Source organism: Vibrio sp. 970, from assembly GCF_033339075.1.
This window is the reverse complement of record NZ_JAWOTW010000011.1, coordinates 91,554-110,892: the sequence shown is the minus strand read 5'-3', so window position 1 is coordinate 110,892 and position 19,339 is coordinate 91,554. Positions and strand designations below refer to the sequence as shown.

Genomic DNA, 19,339 nt, shown 5'->3' with positions numbered 1-19,339 from the left:
ACTGCTGTTCCGCTCTAAGAGGTTAGAAGTTGTATTCTAACTTCGCTTCGATAGAGCGCTCAGCGCCAAACCAACAGTTATTTTTGTCGTAACAAGAATAGTATTCTTTATCGAATAGATTGCTTGCAGAAAGCGTGACGCTAGCCCCTTTCATTGATTCAGATACCGTTGAGAAATCGTAACTTGCTGCCAAATCAAACAAGGTGTAGTCCGGTACTTTTTGACTATTCTGTGCATCAATTTGTGCTTCCCCGACATAGCGAACGCCAGCACTGGTACGAAGGCCTGAAAGATTTCCTTCAAAGAAGTAATTGGCCCATAGAGAGGCCGTTTGCTCAGGTACCCAAACCGGCGTTTTACCTTCTTGGTTGTAATAACTGTCCTCGGTAATCTCCATATCGGTATATGTATAGCCTAGAGTGAAATCAGCTTGTGCTGTGGCTTGCCATTTTGCCTCAAGTTCAATACCTTGTGATACCACTTCGCCCGCTTGATAGTTCGGTGCATAAGGATTATTCGGATCGGTCAAGATCGCGTTTTTCTTCGTAATATGGAAGAGTGCTAAGTTACCTGAGATATCACCAGATAATGGGGCGTATTTAAAGCCTAACTCCCATTGATGACCGGTTGATGGCTCAAATGCTTTACCAGAAGAGTCGGCACCCGCAATTGGCTCGAAACTTTCCGAGTAAGTAAGGTATGGCGAGAGACCAAAGTCTAGCTCATACAAACCACCGACTCGGAAAGATACGTTGGTATCGTCTAACTCTTCCTTGCTGTTGGATACTGTTCCTAGATAATCGCTAACGGCGTCTGTATTTGAATCGTATTTATCCCAACGAAGACCTGCAATCATTACAAGTTGGTCGTAACGAACTTGATCTTGGAAATAAACGCCAATCTGCTTCGTTTTGATATCCAAGTTTTGTTTGTATTGGAAATTCAGTGCATTACGATCAATGCTGTTGTGGTCAGGATTAAAAATGTCCTGAGTTAGCGAATACCCAAGCGTGTCTTTGTATTTTACATCTGAGTCTAGATACTGATAATCAAGCCCGAACAATAAGTTATGTTCAAAATTTCCTGTTTTAATGTAGCCCGATAGTTGGTTGTCAATCACAAAGGATTTGGACTTTTCATCGGTTAAATAGGCATTTCGACCAACGGTACGGTTATCCGCTTCAAGTGCACCGTTATATGTGTTTTCCTGATAGGCATCGGCGGTCATGTAGCGGGCATTCTGTAGAAATTGCCAATTGTTGTTAAAGTCGTGTTGGACTTTGTAACCCATCATCAGAACTTCGCGTTCGTAAGTGTTCCAGTCCTCATCCCCTAAATAAGTGCTTGGTGACATCGAGCCAAGTGGGTTTTTAATCACTGAGCCAGATGCAGGCACAGTCGTGTAGATACCTGCTGATGGATCATTTTGATAGTAAACATTCACGTTCACTAATGTGCTTTCTGTCGCTTGCCAATTGAAAGATGGGGCGAGTACATAACGTTCATCTTCAGACGTATCGGCTTGACCATCTCGCTGTTTTGCCAGGCCGACGATACGGTAATCCACATTAGAATCACCAATTTGTCCTGTGGTGTCGAACGTCAGTTCTTTTAGGCTGTTAGTCCCAGTACTAATCGAGACAGAGTGCGAGGGTGTTGACTGAGGCGCCTTGGCGATAATGTTGACCATACCTCCTGGTGGAATATTGCCGTAAAGAACAGACGTTGGCCCTTTAAAAACCTCGATTTGCTCAAGAGCAACGGAATCGACCTGCGGTTGAAGGTTCCAACCGTTGTACAGCAAAGGAAGACCATCATAAAAGTTGGTGTAGTTAATAAAACCACGAATATTGAATAGGTCAAGTCGGGAAACGGCACCGCCACGCAATTCTGTATTTACGCCAGGCGCGTAACGCAATGCTTCGCTCACCGAGTTTACGCCGCGTAGGTCCATGTCATCTTTAGTGATTACCGTGATCGCTTGCGGTGTTTCTTCCGGTTCTAAAACGGTTTTAGTTGCGGTGTTTCGGTATGTTTCTCCTAGCACCGTAATCGTTTCGTGTTGGGATACGCTCTCAGTTGCATTGGCGTGGCCAGCGAGCAATGCGGATACGACGATAGCAACCGCTGAACGATGAAATCGAATCGGACTTTCCATATTTATAAATTCCACTACTTTTTCTATTTATTGATAATGATTGTTATTTGTATTCTATATTCAAAGAAATAGGAAAAGTTAACAATTTGGTGCAAAACACTAATCTTTGGAACTTATTCTTCTGTTCTTAGGTTTTAAAGATAGCGAGTCGTTTGGCTCGACAGGAATCCAATACTGCATTTGTGCTTGTTCGCTATCAACATCATAACCTTCTGGATAAAGCTCTAACTCATAACCATCGATAGCATGATAATTAGAGTAGGGTAGCCAATGTAAAATAAACCATTCCAGCGTTGAGGCGAGCTCTGATGCTTTGCCTATGTGTGTAATGACGGCGTAGGTTTGCTCAGGAACAGCCAAGAGCTCTAACCCCGAGTTGGAAGAGTTCGTTGATCTTGATGCGTTTGCTGTTGGACTACACTCATAACCTGCCCAGTATTCAAGTTGTTGGTTGTTTGAATACGCTTGCGTCACATCAATCACGCCAAAGTAAGTACTTTCCGAATTATTAAGGTTTTCAGATGAATAAAGACGTGACCAAAGTGACGGTACTTTGGATTGGAAATCGGGCGTAGCGGAAAACAATCCGTGAATAGGTTCATGATAACCAGCAAGTTCAAAAGCCGGTTTTGTTTCTATTCGAACTTCAATAAAGCGCTGATGTTTTTTCTCTTCTTCTGGTGTCTTACGCAGCGTCAAAGGTTGCCTCAACCCGGAGAGTTGTTGCGTTTTTCGATATTCGCGGGGGCTTTTTGAAAACATATTCCTGAACGCACGGCTAAATGCGTGTTCAGATGTAAATCCCATTTCTATCGCTATATCTAACGAGCGGTCAGAAGTATGGATTAAGCGCTCAGCCGCAAGGCTAAGTTTAAGCTCTCTGATGTAGTGAGCGACGGATACGCCAGTGTGTTGTTGAAATACGCGTTGCAGTTGCCAGCGAGACCAACAACTTGCTTTCGATATTTCATCTACGCTCAGAGTGCTGTCTAAGTTGGTGTGAATGTAGTCAAGCACCGATTGTATTCGGTTTATGGGATGTGGGTTAATGGCGCTTGATTTCATGGCGTTCTACTTTCACATTAATAGTGATTTCATTATCTTTAATTGAGTATCATTATCAATAGGATGATGAAATAAAAAGTAAGTAACACAGATCACGATAAAACTGTAATGGCTTGCAAGGATGAGTAATTATTGCCCACATTAGAGTTTTTGCTTAAATTTTGGAGTGTTCAGATGAAACTTTTTTTATCAATAAAATACAATCGCTTATGACGTTTTGTGCAACTTATTTAAACGTTTGCACTGGCAAGTGTTGATGTAAATCAAATAGTCGTAGACAATATTGCCCCGTGTCGGACTCTCCTCCAGCGAGTACAGTGTGTACTTTTGAGACATAAGTGACTTAAATGACCTCAATACGTCGTGTTTTCAAGAATCGGAAATGCAACTTCTTGAGGTTCTTTGGGCCCATAGACTTTACCTATCAACGTAATAGGTAAGACCAATTTTCTATTTTGAGGTGCCATTGATAGGGTTGGCTCATTCTCTAGCCGTATCCGGGCACACAATAAGTACCTCGTTTTTAAGGGAAAGATGATGGTAATACCAGAAAACAGCAGCATCGTTATTTTTGGTGCTTCAGGTGACCTTACGTACCGTAAGCTCATTCCTGCTTTATACCACCTCTACGCGAACAAGCAGCTTCCAGAGAATTTTGCCATTCTGGGTGTAAGTCGCACTGAATACAGTGATGAGTCTTACCGCGCGAAGCTGAAAAAATCGCTTCAGGAAATGGAAAAGACTGAGCCAGAAACGCTTGATGCATTTATTAACCATCTGCACTACCAAGCAATTAATACTTCTGACACACAAGATTACGGTAAGCTATCTTCTCGCTTAGACCAACTTGCGGACGAATATCAATTCGAGCAACGCAATACGCTTTTTTACTTAGCAACCCCACCAAGTTTATACAGTGTGATCCCTGCAAGTCTTGCAGCACATGGCCTTAACAGTGAAGAGGATGGCTGGAAACGCCTGATCATTGAGAAACCATTCGGCTATGATCTTGAATCGGCGCGTATTCTGGACAAAGAAATTCACGAGCACTTCCAAGAGCATCAAATCTACCGAATTGACCATTACTTAGGTAAAGAAACGGTACAAAACCTACTTGTGCTTCGTTTCTCTAATGCGATGTTTGAGCCGCTTTGGAACCGTAACTTCATTGATTACGTTGAAATCACAGGCGCAGAATTCCTTGGCGTAGAGGAGCGTGGTGGTTACTACGACAACTCTGGCGCTGTGCGCGACATGTTCCAAAACCACTTGCTACAAGTATTAGCAATGGTAGGTATGGAACCACCAGCGCAAATCAATGCAGACTCGATGCGTGATGAAGTGGTAAAAGTGCTTCAATGCCTAAAGCCATTAGACGAAAACGCTCTGCGCAATGACCTAGTATTAGGCCAATACACGGCGTCTGAAGTCCGTGGGCAAAGCCTACGCGGCTACCGTGAAGAGCCGGGAGTTGCAGACGATTCTCGTACAGAGACTTACATCGGTTTGAAAGCGTACATCAACAACTGGCGTTGGAATGGCGTGCCATTTTACGTGCGTACTGGTAAGCGTCTTCCAACACGCGTTACTGAGGTGGTTATCCACTTTAAACAAACACCGCATCCTGTGTTTGGTCAAAACGCACCAGAAAACAAGCTGATCATTCGTATTCAACCAGACGAAGGCATTCAAATGAGCTTTGGCTTGAAAGAGCCAGGCGCAGGCTTTGAAGCGAAGGAAGTGAAAATGAACTTCCATTACGCTGACCTGCAAGAAACGCAAATGCTAACGGCATACGAGCGTCTTCTACTTGATGCTTTGAATGGTGATGCTACGCTATTTGCACGTAGTGATGCGGTGGAAGCGTGCTGGCAATACGTACAGCCAATCTTAGATTTTAAGCAAGATCCACAATCCCTCTTCGGGTACGCATGCGGCACTTGGGGACCTAAAGAGTCAGATGACTTGTTACAGCGTGATGGCCGCGCTTGGCGTTTCCCATGTAAAAACTTAACAGATACGGATTACTGTGAACTATGATCAACCATAAGATCTACCAAACAGCAGAACAGGTAGTTGAAAGCCTAGCTAACGATATGAAAGCGTTTAGCGAAATGGGCAGACCTGTTCACATCTCTCTTTCTGGCGGCAGCACTCCTAAAATGCTGTTTAAACTACTGGCTTCAGAGGCTTACGCAACCTCCATTCAATGGGAAAACCTCCACTTTTGGTGGGGTGACGAACGTTGTGTTGCCCCTGACGATGCAGAAAGCAACTACGGTGAAGCGAACACATTGTTGTTTAGCCAAGTAAATATTCCTGCAGAAAACATTCACCGCATCCGTGGCGAAGATGAGCCTAAAGCAGAAGCCGAGCGCTTTGCAAAAGAGATGGCAGAGGTAATCCCGAATGAAAACGGCACACCTGTGTTTGACTGGATCTTATTAGGCGTTGGTGCAGATGGTCATACAGCTTCTCTGTTCCCTGGCCAAACGAATTATGATGATGCGAACCTATCTCTTGTGGCGTCGCATCCTGAATCGGGCCAACTTCGTGTGTCGAAAACCGCACGCGTATTAGAAGCAGCGAAACGCATTAGTTACTTAGTGCTTGGTGCAGGAAAAGCGGACATTGTTGAAGAAATTAACAGTTCACCAGCACACGCACTGCCATACCCAGCGGCTAAGATTCAAGCGAAATCGGGCCTAACTGAATGGTATTTAGATTTAGACGCGGCAGCAAAAATTGCTTAAGACGCTGCTCGTCGATGAAATAAAATTGGAGAGAAACAATGAAAGGTGATATCGGTGTAATTGGCCTAGCAGTAATGGGTCAAAACCTTATCCTAAACATGAACGATCACGGCTTTAAAGTGGTTGCTCACAACCGTACTGCTGCTAAAGTAGACGAGTTCCTGGAAGGTCCAGCAAAAGGCACGAACATCATCGGTGCATACTCTCTAGAAGAACTAGTAGAGAAGCTAGAAACGCCGCGTAAAGTAATGTTGATGGTTCGCGCTGGTGACGTTGTAGACAAGTTCATCGAAGCGCTAGTACCTCTGCTAGACAAAGGCGACATCATTATTGACGGTGGTAACACTAACTACCCAGATACAAACCGTCGTGTTGCTGCACTACGTGAAAAAGGTATCCACTTCATCGGTACTGGTGTATCTGGTGGTGAAGAAGGTGCGCGCTTCGGTCCATCTATCATGCCTGGCGGTGCTGCTGAAGCATGGGAAGCGGTTAAGCCTATCTTCCAAGGTATCGCTGCGAAAACTGACGCTGGTGAGCCATGTTGTGACTGGGTTGGTAACGATGGTGCTGGTCACTTCGTTAAGATGGTACACAACGGCATCGAATACGGTGACATGCAGCTTATCACAGAAGCTTACCAGTTCATGAAAGACGGTCTTGGTATGTCTGCTGACGAGATGCAAGCAGTATTCGCTGATTGGAACAAGACTGAACTAGACAGCTACCTTGTTGAAATCACGGCTGACATCCTTGGCTACAAAGATGAAGACGGTGAGCCTCTAGTTGAGAAGATCCTAGACACAGCAGGCCAAAAAGGTACTGGTAAATGGACTGGTATTAACGCACTAGACCTAGGTATTCCACTAACACTTATCTCTGAGTCTGTATTCTCTCGTTGTCTATCTGCACTGAAAGACCAACGTGTTGAAGCTGAATCTCTATTCGGTAAGACAATCACTCCTGTTGAAGGCGACAAGCAAGAGTGGGTTGATGCACTACGTCAAGCGCTACTAGCTTCTAAGATCATCTCTTACGCTCAAGGCTTCATGCTAATGCGCGAAGCATCGAACGAGAACGGTTGGGACCTAAACTACGGTAACGTAGCCCTAATGTGGCGTGGTGGTTGTATCATCCGCTCTGCGTTCCTAGGCAACATCCGTGATGCGTACGAAGCGAACCCAGACATCGCATTCCTAGGTTCTGATGAGTACTTCAAAAACATCCTACAAGGCAGCCTAGCAGCATGGCGTAAAGTAGCAGCGAAATCTCTAGAATCTGGTATCCCAATGCCATGTACGATTTCTGCGCTATCTTTCCTAGACGGTTACACAACAGCTCGTCTACCAGCGAACCTGCTTCAAGCTCAACGTGACTACTTCGGTGCTCACACTTATGAGCGTATTGACCGTCCACGTGGTGAATTCTTCCACACTAACTGGACTGGTACAGGCGGCGACACAGCGTCTACAACTTACGACGTGTAATCGTTTTAAGTAAACCGACTAAATATAAAGATATAAAGGGATGCCCAAGTGGCATCCTTTTTTGTGTCTGTAAGATATTGGTAGATTTAAAAGTTACATTAAACGTTGATTCGTCACGCACTTCTCAGAAATGGGAGAGCATGCATTTGCTAGCAGTTTAATATTTCTCTTCGAAGAGTGAAGCTAAGCAGCTCTCTGCCGTCTCCTCAACTATAAGGTAATAGAAATGACACAACAGAAGCATCCATTTCACACAGCTTTCGTGTTGCTTATGTTCATATTACTGATTACTTACTCTATCTATCGCCTTTATCATCATTTCGTTTTCGAATCTCTACCGCTTCAGCTCAGTAGTGGTTTTCAAGTGCTCTACATTGATGCGTCATATGTTTTAAGTATCGCAAGCTTACTCTTATGCCCTACATTATTGGTCTATATTTTATTTGATCGAATGACTCAGTTAGTCAAAGTGCCGATTAAAGTGATAACTATAACAATTGTCTTGTCCCTTATCGTTGCTATTCCAGGTCAAATTTTTGAATTTGGGCGATTGAAGTATATTGCAGAAAGTAATGGTTACTCAGCGTGTCCACCTTTCACAATTGCATCAAGCGGAATGTTTGTAGAAGCTATGGTAAAAGAAGAAAAATACTGTATAGAACCAGAAATTAATCGTATTGGTATGTATGGTTATTTTCACGAACTCGAACGGATTGATAACTATATCAAGTCACACGGAAATGACATCCAATAGAAAAGAGCGCCTAGGCGCTCTTTTCAGTGGTCGTTTTCTTGTTTTGATAAAACCTGTCTTTTAGGTAGAGAATTGCACTGACCACAAGAGCCACTAAAGAAACAGTAAATAGGGCGTACATGCTGAGAATCCATGCGAATGTGGCCGTCAAGAATGCAATGAAGGAAAACATCCTGCTGAAAGACATTACATGGCCAAGTTTGTTACTTTTCATAAACGCCTCCCGAAGCTAAGTGGGAATAGACAATTGAGGTCATATACCACACTTTAATTGTCTGCTCTTTTGGGACGTTTCACACAAAAAAGTGGCTAAAGATTTCTCAAAAAAGGTGAAATATTGAACTGGTAGACAAATCGTTAAACTGAGTTGCACAGATATGACTTCGGTTGTCTATCACTTCAAAGTTTTTAACTACGCAGATTAAGGGCATGTAGCGCTGTTATTATCGTATTCGAACTCTACGATACACAATTGCAAGTGAACCTACACTCGTAAGCTCATCCCTGTCGTCAGTTACAGTAAAAGCTTTTTTCTCTGTTTAACAATACCTTAGTAACTACGGGCAATTAAATCTGTTTTTCGATCGAAACTCAGATTGCACAAAAGGTGAAAAAGAGTGCTAGGTAAGCCTCTAAACTACGCCTATAATTAGCGCCTACATGGAGGATGTTTATTATATGAACATCCTTTATTTTTTGAAACTAGCAACAAGGATCCAGTAAAACATGTTTTTCTGGTTTTGTTTACGTCGACCAAGAAGGTAATTAACACAGCAAATTGAGGTTCTAAGATGACTCTTAACAAGTACTTTGTTTTCATTCCAGCAGAATTGGAACAGGAAATGCACAAGGACAATCAAGTGATCTCTGAGAAGGAAACTCAACGTCAGGCATTAGTAAAACAGGCACAACAACAAGGCGGCCTGTAAGCTAGGTTTCAAAGAGAAAGAGCACCGCAACGGTGCTCTTTTTGTATCTGAGGTCGTAGAATTAACTTAATATGCCAAGGCTTTTCAACTTTCTGTAAATGGTATTTCGGCTCACACCAAGCATACGAGACGTTTTGCTAATGTTCCCCTGGTTGGCTTGATATGTTTTGAGCAACTTATCTTCGACGGTTGCACGCAGTTCTGAAGTTGGTTCAGCGGATGCTGCTCCTTCTTGAGCTTGGCTGAGTTTCTTACTTAGGTGGGCTGGGACGTGTGTGAGTTCCAATATTTCTTCACCTTGCGCCATTAAGGCGGATACTTTGATTAAACTATCGAGTTCACGCAAATTTCCTGGCCATGAGTAAGACAGCATCAGAGAAAGTAGGTGAGGGCAAAGCTGTTGTTCAGATTCGGCGTGACGCCGATGAATGTTCTCAATCAGTTGTCGTTTGTCATCACGTTCCTCAAAGCGAGGTAGCTCAATGATCAAGCCATTAAGGCGATAATACAAATCTTGGCGGAACAATCCTTCGCTGACCAAATGTTCCAGATCTTTATGCGTGGCTGCAATGATTTGCGTATCGACTTGAATACTTTGGTTTGAACCCACGGGAAGCACGGTTTTATCTTGCAATACATGGAGCAAGCGGCTTTGAGCTTCCAAGGGTAAATCTGCGATTTCATCCAGAAACAAAATCCCTTTGTGTGCTTGGCGAATTTTCCCCTGATAGCCTTTGCTGTTTGCGCCAGTAAAGGCACCGGCTACGTAGCCAAATAATTCAGATTCAACCAGATCTTTTGGTAGCGCTCCGCAGTTAACGGAAACCAACGGTCCCGTTTTTCTCTGGCTGTTTTTATGAAGCGCTTTCACAAACTCGTTTTTGCCAACACCAGTCTCTCCGAGAATCAACAAACTGATGTCTTTATCGATGACGCGATTGGCTTGCTGCCAACAGTGCTCAACTGCGGAGTCGCCATAATGAAGATCATTGGACGCCGCTACAGCACGAGACTTGACCTTGCTATCTTTATCGGTAAGCGGTTTTGTTTTGAAAACGAAAGGGTGCTCATTTCCCCGAGTGGATAGAATGTCGTCTAAGGATTGCCCAATGATACTTTTTTGCGCAAAAAGTTGAGAGGCTACTTGATTGTGAGCCAAAACTTGTCCGTCTTCATTTGCAATGATAATTCCTTGCCAACCACTATTCAGTAAACCTTTTTCGCACGCTAAATCCACACGAATATGCCCTTGTGGAATCAAGTTAAGTAGTTGATTCTCCACTTGCTGGACCATGTTTTGTACTAGTACTTGCGTTGAGAAGTCATGTCTCTTTTGCTCGCTCGTAATATCTAATACGCCAATGAGGTTACCAAGATGATCGAAAATAGGATTAGCCGAACAGCTAATAAAACGATGGTGTTGGATAAAGTGCTGATCACCAATAACAGAAACGGGCTTTGCTTCAACCAAGGCTGTACCAATCGCGTTGGTGCCTTTGACCTTTTCTTGCCAGCATGCTCCAGAGCTTAGCGAGATTTCCGTTAACTTTTCACGAAATCTAGGCTGTCCCCAACTGCCGATGATGACACCATCTGAATCCGTCAAAATTAAGCGACTGTCGCTATGAGCAAATAGCTGATTAAACAAAGGGAGCGCAAATTGAGTGACTGCCTCTAGCAAAAAATTGAGTTGGTGACGCCTATCTTGGAGCGTCGCTGGCGTTACTCGAATATCTTCAGGGCGTCGACGCTGTTTTAAACCCGCTTGTTCACTTCTGACCCATGAAGTTGAAAGCCAATTGTTATCGCTAATATGTTGAAGTTCCATGACTGTACCATTTTGTCACAGTGAGGGTGTGCCATTTTGGAACACTTGAACATTGGTGTTCACACCATACATCCGCTCAAACGTCGCTCACTTGGTTTGTTATCGCTTGGTAATCATAGTTTTACATTTAATTAACAACAAGTGTGGCGTAGTTGGCGTGTGACTTGCGTAATGCTCTTTGTGAACAGTGCGATACGACACTGCAATAACACATTGAACGAGAAACAAAAGGAAGAGTTATGATCTATGCACAGCCAGGTAGTGAAAATGCCATTGTTAACTTTAAATCGCATTACGATAACTTTATCGGTGGGGAATGGGTAAAACCAACGGGTGGTGAGTACTTTGACAATATCTCACCAATCAACGGACAAGCGTATTGTAAAGTTGCTCGCTCTGGCGAGGAAGATATTAATTTAGCACTGGATGCCGCGCACAACATCAGAGCAAAATGGGCCAAAACCAGCGTGACAGAACGTTCGAACATCTTGCTGAAAATTGCTGACCGTATTGAGCAGCATCTAGAAGAGCTTGCAGTTGCAGAAACTTGGGAAAACGGCAAACCAGTTCGCGAAACCTTGGCGGCAGATTTACCTTTAGTAGTGGATCACTTCCGTTACTTCGCTGGCTGTATTCGCGCGCAAGAAGGCAGTGCGGCAGAACTGGATGAGCACACCGCAAGCTACCACTTCCCAGAACCGATTGGTGTGGTGGGTCAAATTATTCCGTGGAACTTCCCAATGTTGATGGCGGCTTGGAAACTAGCACCGGCACTAGCGGCGGGTTGCTGTGTGGTATTGAAGCCAGCAGAGCAAACCCCAACATCCATTCTGGTTCTGATGGAAAAAATCGGTGACCTTCTTCCTCCTGGTGTCATCAACGTTGTAAACGGATATGGTTCTGAAGCGGGTCAAGCATTAGCAACCAGCAACCGCATTGCGAAACTCGCGTTTACCGGGTCTACGCAAGTTGGCAACCACATTCTGAAATGTGCAGCAGACAACTTGATCCCATCGACAGTTGAGTTAGGTGGTAAATCTCCAAACATCTACTTCTCAGATATCTTCGATTACGAAGATGAGTATCTTGATAAGTGTATCGAAGGTACGTTACTTGGTTTCTTCAACCAAGGTGAAGTTTGTACCTGTCCATCTCGCGTACTGGTTCATGAAGCGATTTATGACAAGTTTGTAGAGAAACTGACGGAACGCGCACATCTGATTAAACAAGGTAATCCGCTCGATACCGATACTCAAGTCGGTGCTCAGGCTTCTCAAGAACAGTTTGATAAGATTTTAAGTTACCTGGAAATCGGCCGTGAAGAAGGCGCAAAAGTGGTCTTTGGTGGTGGAGTGTCAGAACAGCCAGAGTCTATCAACCAGGGGTACTACATTCAGCCAACCATGTTGGAAGGCCACAACAAGATGCGAATCTTCCAAGAAGAAATCTTTGGCCCAGTGATCGCTATCACCAAATTCAAAGATGAGGCTGAAGCGTTGGAAATCGCAAACGACACTGAATATGGCTTAGGCGCAGGTGTTTGGACACGTGATGCGAACGTTGCATATCGTATGGGCCGTAATATTGAAGCTGGTCGGATCTGGATTAACTGTTACCACGCTTACCCTGCACACGCAGCGTTCGGTGGTTACAAAAAATCGGGTATCGGGCGCGAAACGCACAAGATGATGCTGGATCACTACCAGAACACGAAGAACTTGCTGATTAGCTACAGCATCGACCCGTTAGGCTTCTTCTAGTGAAACTAAGTAATTAATAAAGAAAAAGCAGTATGAATCAAAACCCCGAATCTTCGGGGTTTTTTATTAGCGTGAGCTTGTCGGCTGAAGGGTAACTTAGATGTTTAACCTGCTTATATTGTGATATCAGGAACGTTGAATTATCGCCACTTTTCGTTCCATAAGCTTTTCTACGGCGGCGTTTTGCTTGTCAATATTGAGTTGTGGATCAAAGTCCAAAACGCGATTGCAAGATTCGAGACTGGCAAATTGATTTAAACATTCACCAAGCTCTCTTTTAGAGCTTGTTCGCATCAGACTGCTTTCTGATGAGGAGAGTAGGGTGACTTTACGGCCATGAAACGTTCCTTGCGGCACTGCATCACTTTGCTGCGCTTGTTGAGCGTCATGAACCGATGAATTGGTGTATGTGGATTGGATGTCATTGGACATAAAGACACCTAAACTCTCAAGTCTAAAGTTTGTGGCATCGGTGGTGCCTCATCAATGGTTACATGAGAAGACAATAACGCTTCCCACGACTCGCTGTGCGTCAGCAATTCTGCTAAAGCTGTTTCAAAATATTCGTAATCCAGTCGCCTAATGTTAATGAGTCGGTTTAAACATAGGACATGTCGGTGGTTATCTAAACTAAAAAATAACTGGTGCTCAGGCCAGTGATAATTAAAGGCCAAGAAAGAACGATAAAGATCGGAATTTACAATTTGAAGGCCAACAATCTCAGCTTCGAGCTGCAGAGTTGTCGATTCAGGATGAAAGATGATATGCACCCTTAGATTATCATCAAAGGCTAAGCTTACTTCATTTTCCGTTAGATGCAGTGCAGGCAAGCCTATTTGATGAGCAAACTTTAGCAAAATCTCATCGATAGTTTGGCGTGCTGACATAGGAATAGTCCCTTTTGAAATTTTATCAAGGAAAATATTAGATGTATCTCTTCATGTTTATCAATATTAGTCGGTTGTTATTATATTTTGGCTTTTAAATGTGTTGAGAGAAATAGAAAGGCAAAAGTAAATGTGTTCAGATGCATATCTCGATGGTAATGATATATATGAATATCATTTTTCTCTAATAAACTTCAATTAAGGAAGGAATGAAAGTGAGCAGAAACTGCTTTTGAAATTACAGTCCATGTTAACTACGTGTTGTTGAAAAATGCGATTTATTGTCCGCTTGTAGTATAAATATAAGTTGATCTTTTATATTTTTACATAAAGAATTGTGTGGATTTCAAATGAGCTAGATTATATAAAATAAGTTTATGGGGTCATAATGAACAATTCTATATGGGCTGGTTTTATTGGGTTATTCATACTGAGTGGGTGCAGTCAGACTGTGTCCGTCAATGGGGTGGATGACTTTGATACACAGAGTCAGGCATCAGTCTATGGTTGGGTTTCTGTCGACGGCTACTTTCCACCTTCGATTACTTCTCTTGAAGTGGAAATATGTAAAGTTATTGATAATCAATGTCTTAAATCGGTATCTCAGAGCTACCAAGGCGTTCAGTTGCCTGTGCAGTATTCGTTTTTAATTGCACCAATTCAAGCTGGTGAAGGAAAAATGAAGATTATTGGAAAGCTTTATTCAAACGGTGAGCTCGTTGCGGAAAAAGAAAAGAACTATTTATTTTTAGAGGGAAATAAACAAGAAAACTTGATTCTTGTTCCAAAAATAAACAGATAAAATTTTAAGCACTACATTTTTATTAGAATTTTCTAATTTATAAAAATAAAGACTATATCTTTCCTGTTGTGAAAGATTTGTTGTCTTTTATAAACATTAATTACATGACTTTGAAGTCATCGGGTCAGTTGTTTTTTAGACTCATACTTGTTGCAAAAACAGTATTTTTTATGATTATATCTCGCTCCTTGAACACGTTGGCTTGGCGTTTTAGGCTATAAAATATACATTTTTATGATTTTGGAAATTTAATTTTGTTCTCGAAACGGTGCCGAAATCTATTTAATTGTATTCTAATGTATAACAAAACAACCAAACTTAAATAACGAAATGATATTTAAGTTTTGGCTAATGATAAACGCTATCTGATAAAAATAATAAAGACGGACAGCAGAAATTTACTAAGTCAAACCTTTACCTTCAGGTAAAGGTAATGCTTGGGTTATTTGCTAATTATTCGGGGGGTATGGTAAGTGATAGAACTTCTATGCTCTTTTCTTTGCTTCTTTAATTCATACAGCAGTACTTAGAAATAACAACGATCAAAGTAGTGCTTTGAAAGTTTCTCAACATTTGCACTGAGAAACTCAAAATAATGAAGGGTAGAAAATGGATGTGTCAGGCCAACTAAACTCAGAAAGGGTCGACTCGAGTTCACGAAAAATTCGTAGTTTTTCCTGCTATGAAAAATCTGACGAAGTATTTCACTCAGACCAGTCTCACATTGTTGTCGTTCACAATGGTCAGCTTCGAGTTCAAACAGGTGATTGCACAATCGATGTTGCTGCAGAAAATGGGGTATTTCTATCTCAAGGGGATTACTTGTTAGAGTACTCTCCGCTAGATGGGGCATACAAAGCGTCGATTATTGCTTACGACAATGAACTCGTTAGTCAGTTGCTGCAAAAACACAGTGATCTCTTGATGATGCTGCCTAAGGTAGACAAAGTTTGTTCTGGTTTGTTTACTTTTGGTTTGAACATACTCGTTGAACAAGTGCTTTCTAGCATGCAGACGCTTGAGCAACAAGCGTACCCTGATGCCATTATGTGCCTAAAATACGAAGAACTACTCATTCTCTTGCTACACAGCAAAGGAGGAGAATCACTGTATGCGTTGCTGTCACAACAAACAAACCGTACGTCGGAACGGTTACGTCGATTTATGGAACAGCATTACTTAAAAGAATGGAAGTTGACAGACTACGCGCAGGAGTTTGGTGCCAGCTTAACCACTTTTAAAGAGCTTTTTAATGAGCACTATGGCATTTCTCCAAGAGCTTGGATCAGTGAGCGTCGACTACTGCATGCTCATAAACTGCTGTTGACGAGCAAGATGAGCATCGTAGATGTGGCGATGGAGGCAGGGTTTTCCAGTCAGTCTTACTTTACGCAGAGTTACCGTCGTCGTTTTGGAACGACCCCAAGCCGCGTACGTTCGGGAGACGATCAAGTGGCTATCGCGAAATGAAATGACTTGGGACTAAAATTTTCTGACTAATTTTGAAAGTCACTCACCAGTGTAAATTCTATTATGTATCGTGTAACAACGAACGATTAAAAATTATTACATCTCTTTCTTTCTGGATTGTTCGAAAGGGGTGCGGAGACGAACATAAATGAAAAAGCAGCATTGGCGACGCCGTTCGCTTTTTCCAGACAGCATAGTGACACAGCGGAAAGTGACTGTTTTACAAAGAGGAGCTCGTTATGAAAGCGCCTCGAAACCTACGCAGGATCTCAATGTTGTGCACGTCAATCACCGACAATTGTTGAGTGAAGGCGTCATAAATTATGAGCAGTTATCTTTACTTCAACGCTTGTTGGATAGAAATGTCGTCGATAGCCTATGCGCTAGCCAGTTAGTTAAAACGTATCAAAAACTTGGTGCTTCGATAGACCGGTTTGCCATGCGTTTATTTTTGGAGATTGGATCGCAGCTCAGTGATAGCAGCACAATCACAACGTTCGAACAAAGGCTGGACTACATCAACTCTCGTCTGGGCTTTCGCTTTAATTTGGCTGTCCCAAAAACGTTGATGCTTTGTTTCCATTTATCACTCAACGAGTGGATTAACCGACAAGTCGATCAAAGTGCTCTTCATGCTTCGATTAAAGTTGAACAACTTATCAATCAACTCGATATTCAGAAGGAATATTGGTCGAAGCTATCAGGGGAAGACACCAGTGCCGTCTTTGTTCAACAGCAACTCGATCTTATTAAGAGCCAGCAGCATCAACTTAAAAAGCAACTTGGGACGTTAAGCGAACAACAGTTGCAAGTGATTGAATGTCATCGTTTGTTAATTGAGAAGTGGCAACCGTCTTTAGACGAGCTGAAAGGGTTCGCGGAGTACACCTCTACAACCGAACAATTTATTTCTGAGTGGAAAAATTGGTGTTCGGAAGTGCGACTTGAAGCCCCCGAGCTGAACGAAGTTTGGGATGCATGCGATGTGGTTTACAACGACCAAAATGCGGTTGCGAAAGTATGGCAATGGTTCAAGAACATGCAAACTGTTGGTGATATCGATCACTACTATTTTGATACTCAAAGTGGTCAGTGCGGCCAGGCTTGCAATCACCTCAGCCAGATCTAAATAGGGCGTTAAATGTTAGATAAGATGATGAAATCTTTAGCGGAAGCGCTAAAGGTAGGGGATTTTATTGCCTCAGAAAATGGTTCTTACAACATCGAGGTTGACCAGTTATCACTGACCATCAAGCAACATGCGTCATGGATTTTATGGGAAGCGACGTTACCCTTCCAGTTTAAAGAGCATCTAGATTATCAACAAGAACAAGCGTTACAACGTTGCATGCAGCTCTCATTAAAAACCATTCGTGAGGATGGCGGCGTACTGACAACCAATGATGATCAGCAATTGATTTTGCAAAGTAAAGTAAGGGTTGAGGACTGTTCGGTGGAACGGTTCTCTGCTTTGCTTTCTAAGCACGTCAATCTATGTGAGCGTTACATTGCATTATTGGAACAAGAACGCGTGAACCACACAATCAACCATACAGTGTGGTTACCATGATGCTAAAAATCTTTCCCAACATTAGGCGTGCTGCAACAAAGGCATTGTTATGCGCAGTGAGTGTTGTTCCTTTGGGATACGCGCAAGCAACAGACTTACACTGGCCCGAACAACCGTTCCGCTACTATGCAGATAATGACTCATTAAAAGAGTTGTTGAATAACTTCGGTGCAAATTATCGTGTCTCGGTTTCTGTTAGTGACAAAGTCAACGATCGAGTGAATGGGCGTTTTACCCCTGAAGATCCGGCGGAATTCCTCGATTACTTATCGCAAGTGTACAACTTGATGTGGTATTTCGATGGAGCCGTCTTACATGTCTATAAGGCGACAGAAACTCGCTCACGTTTACTTCAATTGGAATTACTTACGGCTAGAGAGCTACGCAGTACGTTAATTTCCACCGGCGTTTGGGATTCTCGTTATGGTTGGAGAGCTGCTGAGAGCAAAGGGTTAGTCTATCTTGCGGGTCCTCCACGTTATGTCGACTTAGTGGTACAAACGGCGGAGGCATTGGAAACGCGCTTGCTGCAGAAATCGAATTCAACCGACGAATTATTCGTTGAGATAATTCCTTTGAAGTACGCTTCTGCAACGGATAGAGAAATTGCATATCGAGATCAGACAATTACGGTCCCGGGCATCGCATCGGTGTTAAAACGGGTCGTGTCTGGTGTTCAAACGCAAGTGGCGAGTGCGTCTAGCAAAGAAGTTACCAGTCCAGATCAGCCTGTAAAAAGTAATAAAACCGCCTCAGTTCATGGTGGCGCAACAGTTGAAGCAGAGCCGGGTCTTAATGCGATTATCGTTCGTGATACTCAAGCACGATTACCGCTCTATCGTAAACTGGTCGCGCAATTAGACCAGCCGCAATCAAGAATTGAAGTCGCGCTATCGATTGTCGATATCAGTGCCAACGATCTAAGTCAGTTAGGCGTGGATTGGCGAGCGGGAGTGTCTGTCGGAAACAACCGCATTGTCGATATCAAAACAACAGGTGATGTGAATTCGGGGGATGTGACGCTCGGCAGTGGACAGAACTTTAAGTCCTTGCTTGATTCAACCAACCTAAATTACTTGCTGGCTCAAATTCGTTTATTGGAATCCAAAGGCAGTGCTCAAGTGGTTTCAAGACCAACATTGTTAACTCAGGAAAATGTCGAAGCGGTACTGAACAACAGCAGCACTTTTTACGTCAAGCTGGTTGGTAAAGAAACCGCAGCGCTGGAAGAGGTCACGTATGGCACGTTACTGAGAATTGTCCCACGTATCGTTGGTGATAGATTTGCTGCACGACCTGAAATTAACCTGAGCCTTCATCTCGAAGACGGTGCAAAGATCGCTGATGGTGGCGTCGATGATCTTCCTTCCGTTCGTAAAACTGAAATCAGCACCTTAGCGACGGTTAAACAAGGGCAAAGCTTACTTATCGGTGGTGTGTACCGAGATGAAGTGAGCCATCAGTTACGTAAAGTGCCATTGCTAGGAGACATCCCATATTTAGGCGCGCTGTTTAGAAGTAATACCAACACTAAGCGCCGCACAGTACGAATGTTTATTTTAGAACCTCGAATTGTTGTGGATGGTATTGGCGATAGTGTGTTGATTGGCAACGAATATGACTTGCGACCAAGTATCGGCAAGCTTAACAACATCTCCAACAATAGCGCTGAATTTAAATCGGTAGTGGAAGTATATAGCTGCACATCGAGGGTTCAAGCCGAGCGCTATCAACAAGACTTATTGTCACAGCAAAAGTCGTCTCAATTAACGCAGTGCCAATTACCAACAGGGCAAAAGGGTTGGCGGGTGAAAGTATTGGAATGTGATGACTCACAAAGTGAGTGTGTGCGCTCTTCAGAGGAGTCTTAACCGCG

At 43.1% G+C, this 19,339-nt stretch carries 17 protein-coding genes; 11 read left to right on the top strand and 6 right to left on the bottom strand.

The features are described 5' to 3' along the window. Positions 1-22: 22 nt before the first annotated feature. Both R7Q11_RS16825 and R7Q11_RS16820 read right to left on the bottom strand, forming a co-directional pair. Positions 23-2,158, bottom strand: a complete 2,136-nt coding sequence (locus R7Q11_RS16825) for a TonB-dependent siderophore receptor (RefSeq protein WP_225466598.1) — start codon at positions 2,156-2,158, stop codon at positions 23-25. A gap of 99 nt (positions 2,159-2,257) precedes the next feature. Further along, positions 2,258-3,223, bottom strand: coding sequence for a helix-turn-helix domain-containing protein (locus R7Q11_RS16820; protein ID WP_225466597.1), 966 nt, complete (start codon positions 3,221-3,223; stop codon positions 2,258-2,260). Between the two features lie 537 nt (positions 3,224-3,760). On the opposite strand from R7Q11_RS16820, the gene zwf reads away from it, so the two are divergent. The 4 genes from zwf to R7Q11_RS16800 all read left to right on the top strand — a co-directional run bounded on the left by zwf (position 3,761) and on the right by R7Q11_RS16800 (position 8,217). Continuing rightward, positions 3,761-5,263, top strand: coding sequence for a glucose-6-phosphate dehydrogenase (gene zwf / locus R7Q11_RS16815; RefSeq protein ID WP_017634563.1), 1,503 nt, complete (start codon positions 3,761-3,763; stop codon positions 5,261-5,263). Beyond that, positions 5,260-5,976, top strand: coding sequence for a 6-phosphogluconolactonase (gene pgl, locus R7Q11_RS16810; protein ID WP_005387158.1), 717 nt, complete (start codon positions 5,260-5,262; stop codon positions 5,974-5,976). The genes zwf and pgl overlap by 4 nt, the downstream gene beginning before the upstream one ends. A gap of 38 nt (positions 5,977-6,014) precedes the next feature. After that, the gene (gene gnd, locus R7Q11_RS16805; RefSeq protein ID WP_005377160.1) at positions 6,015-7,463 is read left to right on the top strand and encodes a decarboxylating NADP(+)-dependent phosphogluconate dehydrogenase; all 1,449 of its coding nucleotides are present in this window, start codon (positions 6,015-6,017) and stop codon (positions 7,461-7,463) included. Positions 7,464-7,689: 226 nt separating this feature from the next. Then, positions 7,690-8,217 (top strand): hypothetical protein, encoded by a 528-nt coding sequence (locus tag R7Q11_RS16800; protein ID WP_033906174.1) that lies wholly within the window; start codon positions 7,690-7,692, stop codon positions 8,215-8,217. Between the two features lie 10 nt (positions 8,218-8,227). On the opposite strand, the gene R7Q11_RS16795 is transcribed toward R7Q11_RS16800, so the two are convergent. Continuing rightward, on the bottom strand, positions 8,228-8,431 hold the full coding sequence (locus R7Q11_RS16795; RefSeq protein WP_005377162.1) for a hypothetical protein: 204 nt from the start codon (positions 8,429-8,431) through the stop codon (positions 8,228-8,230). 577 nt (positions 8,432-9,008) lie between these two features. On the opposite strand from R7Q11_RS16795, the gene R7Q11_RS16790 reads away from it, so the two are divergent. Further along, positions 9,009-9,146, top strand: a complete 138-nt coding sequence (locus R7Q11_RS16790; RefSeq protein ID WP_005377165.1) for a hypothetical protein — start codon at positions 9,009-9,011, stop codon at positions 9,144-9,146. Positions 9,147-9,207: 61 nt separating this feature from the next. Here R7Q11_RS16790 and R7Q11_RS16785 read toward each other — a convergent pair whose 3' ends face one another. Then, positions 9,208-10,974: a sigma-54-dependent Fis family transcriptional regulator gene (locus tag R7Q11_RS16785; protein ID WP_005377167.1), complete on the bottom strand. Its 1,767-nt coding sequence runs from the start codon at positions 10,972-10,974 to the stop codon at positions 9,208-9,210. A 239-nt stretch (positions 10,975-11,213) separates the two neighbouring features. Here R7Q11_RS16785 and R7Q11_RS16780 point away from each other — a divergent pair, with 239 nt between their 5' ends. Beyond that, positions 11,214-12,734 carry an aldehyde dehydrogenase family protein gene (locus R7Q11_RS16780; RefSeq protein ID WP_104975362.1) on the top strand — a complete coding sequence of 507 codons (1,521 nt, stop codon included), beginning with the start codon at positions 11,214-11,216 and terminating at the stop codon, positions 12,732-12,734. A gap of 126 nt (positions 12,735-12,860) precedes the next feature. Here R7Q11_RS16780 and exsE2 read toward each other — a convergent pair whose 3' ends face one another. After that, positions 12,861-13,166 carry a T3SS regulon translocated regulator ExsE2 gene (gene exsE2 / locus R7Q11_RS16775; RefSeq protein ID WP_005387156.1) on the bottom strand — a complete coding sequence of 102 codons (306 nt, stop codon included), beginning with the start codon at positions 13,164-13,166 and terminating at the stop codon, positions 12,861-12,863. A gap of 8 nt (positions 13,167-13,174) precedes the next feature. Further along, positions 13,175-13,621 carry a type III secretion system regulatory chaperone ExsC gene (gene exsC / locus R7Q11_RS16770; RefSeq protein WP_005377174.1) on the bottom strand — a complete coding sequence of 149 codons (447 nt, stop codon included), beginning with the start codon at positions 13,619-13,621 and terminating at the stop codon, positions 13,175-13,177. Positions 13,622-14,009: 388 nt separating this feature from the next. Here exsC and R7Q11_RS16765 point away from each other — a divergent pair, with 388 nt between their 5' ends. From R7Q11_RS16765 to sctC, 5 genes are all read left to right on the top strand, one after another. After that, on the top strand, positions 14,010-14,423 hold the full coding sequence (locus R7Q11_RS16765) for a YscW family type III secretion system pilotin (RefSeq protein ID WP_031778954.1): 414 nt from the start codon (positions 14,010-14,012) through the stop codon (positions 14,421-14,423). Between the two features lie 609 nt (positions 14,424-15,032). After that, a complete protein-coding gene (locus tag R7Q11_RS16760; protein WP_005377191.1) occupies positions 15,033-15,893 on the top strand; it encodes an AraC family transcriptional regulator in 861 nt (286 codons plus the stop codon). A gap of 148 nt (positions 15,894-16,041) precedes the next feature. After that, positions 16,042-17,022 carry a T3SS regulon anti-activator ExsD domain-containing protein gene (locus tag R7Q11_RS16755; RefSeq protein ID WP_005377193.1) on the top strand — a complete coding sequence of 327 codons (981 nt, stop codon included), beginning with the start codon at positions 16,042-16,044 and terminating at the stop codon, positions 17,020-17,022. Positions 17,023-17,034: 12 nt separating this feature from the next. Further along, positions 17,035-17,463 carry a YscB family type III secretion system chaperone gene (locus R7Q11_RS16750; protein ID WP_005377195.1) on the top strand — a complete coding sequence of 143 codons (429 nt, stop codon included), beginning with the start codon at positions 17,035-17,037 and terminating at the stop codon, positions 17,461-17,463. Then, positions 17,460-19,334: a type III secretion system outer membrane ring subunit SctC gene (gene sctC, locus R7Q11_RS16745; protein ID WP_263857167.1), complete on the top strand. Its 1,875-nt coding sequence runs from the start codon at positions 17,460-17,462 to the stop codon at positions 19,332-19,334. The genes R7Q11_RS16750 and sctC overlap by 4 nt, the downstream gene beginning before the upstream one ends. Positions 19,335-19,339 lie beyond the last annotated feature (5 nt).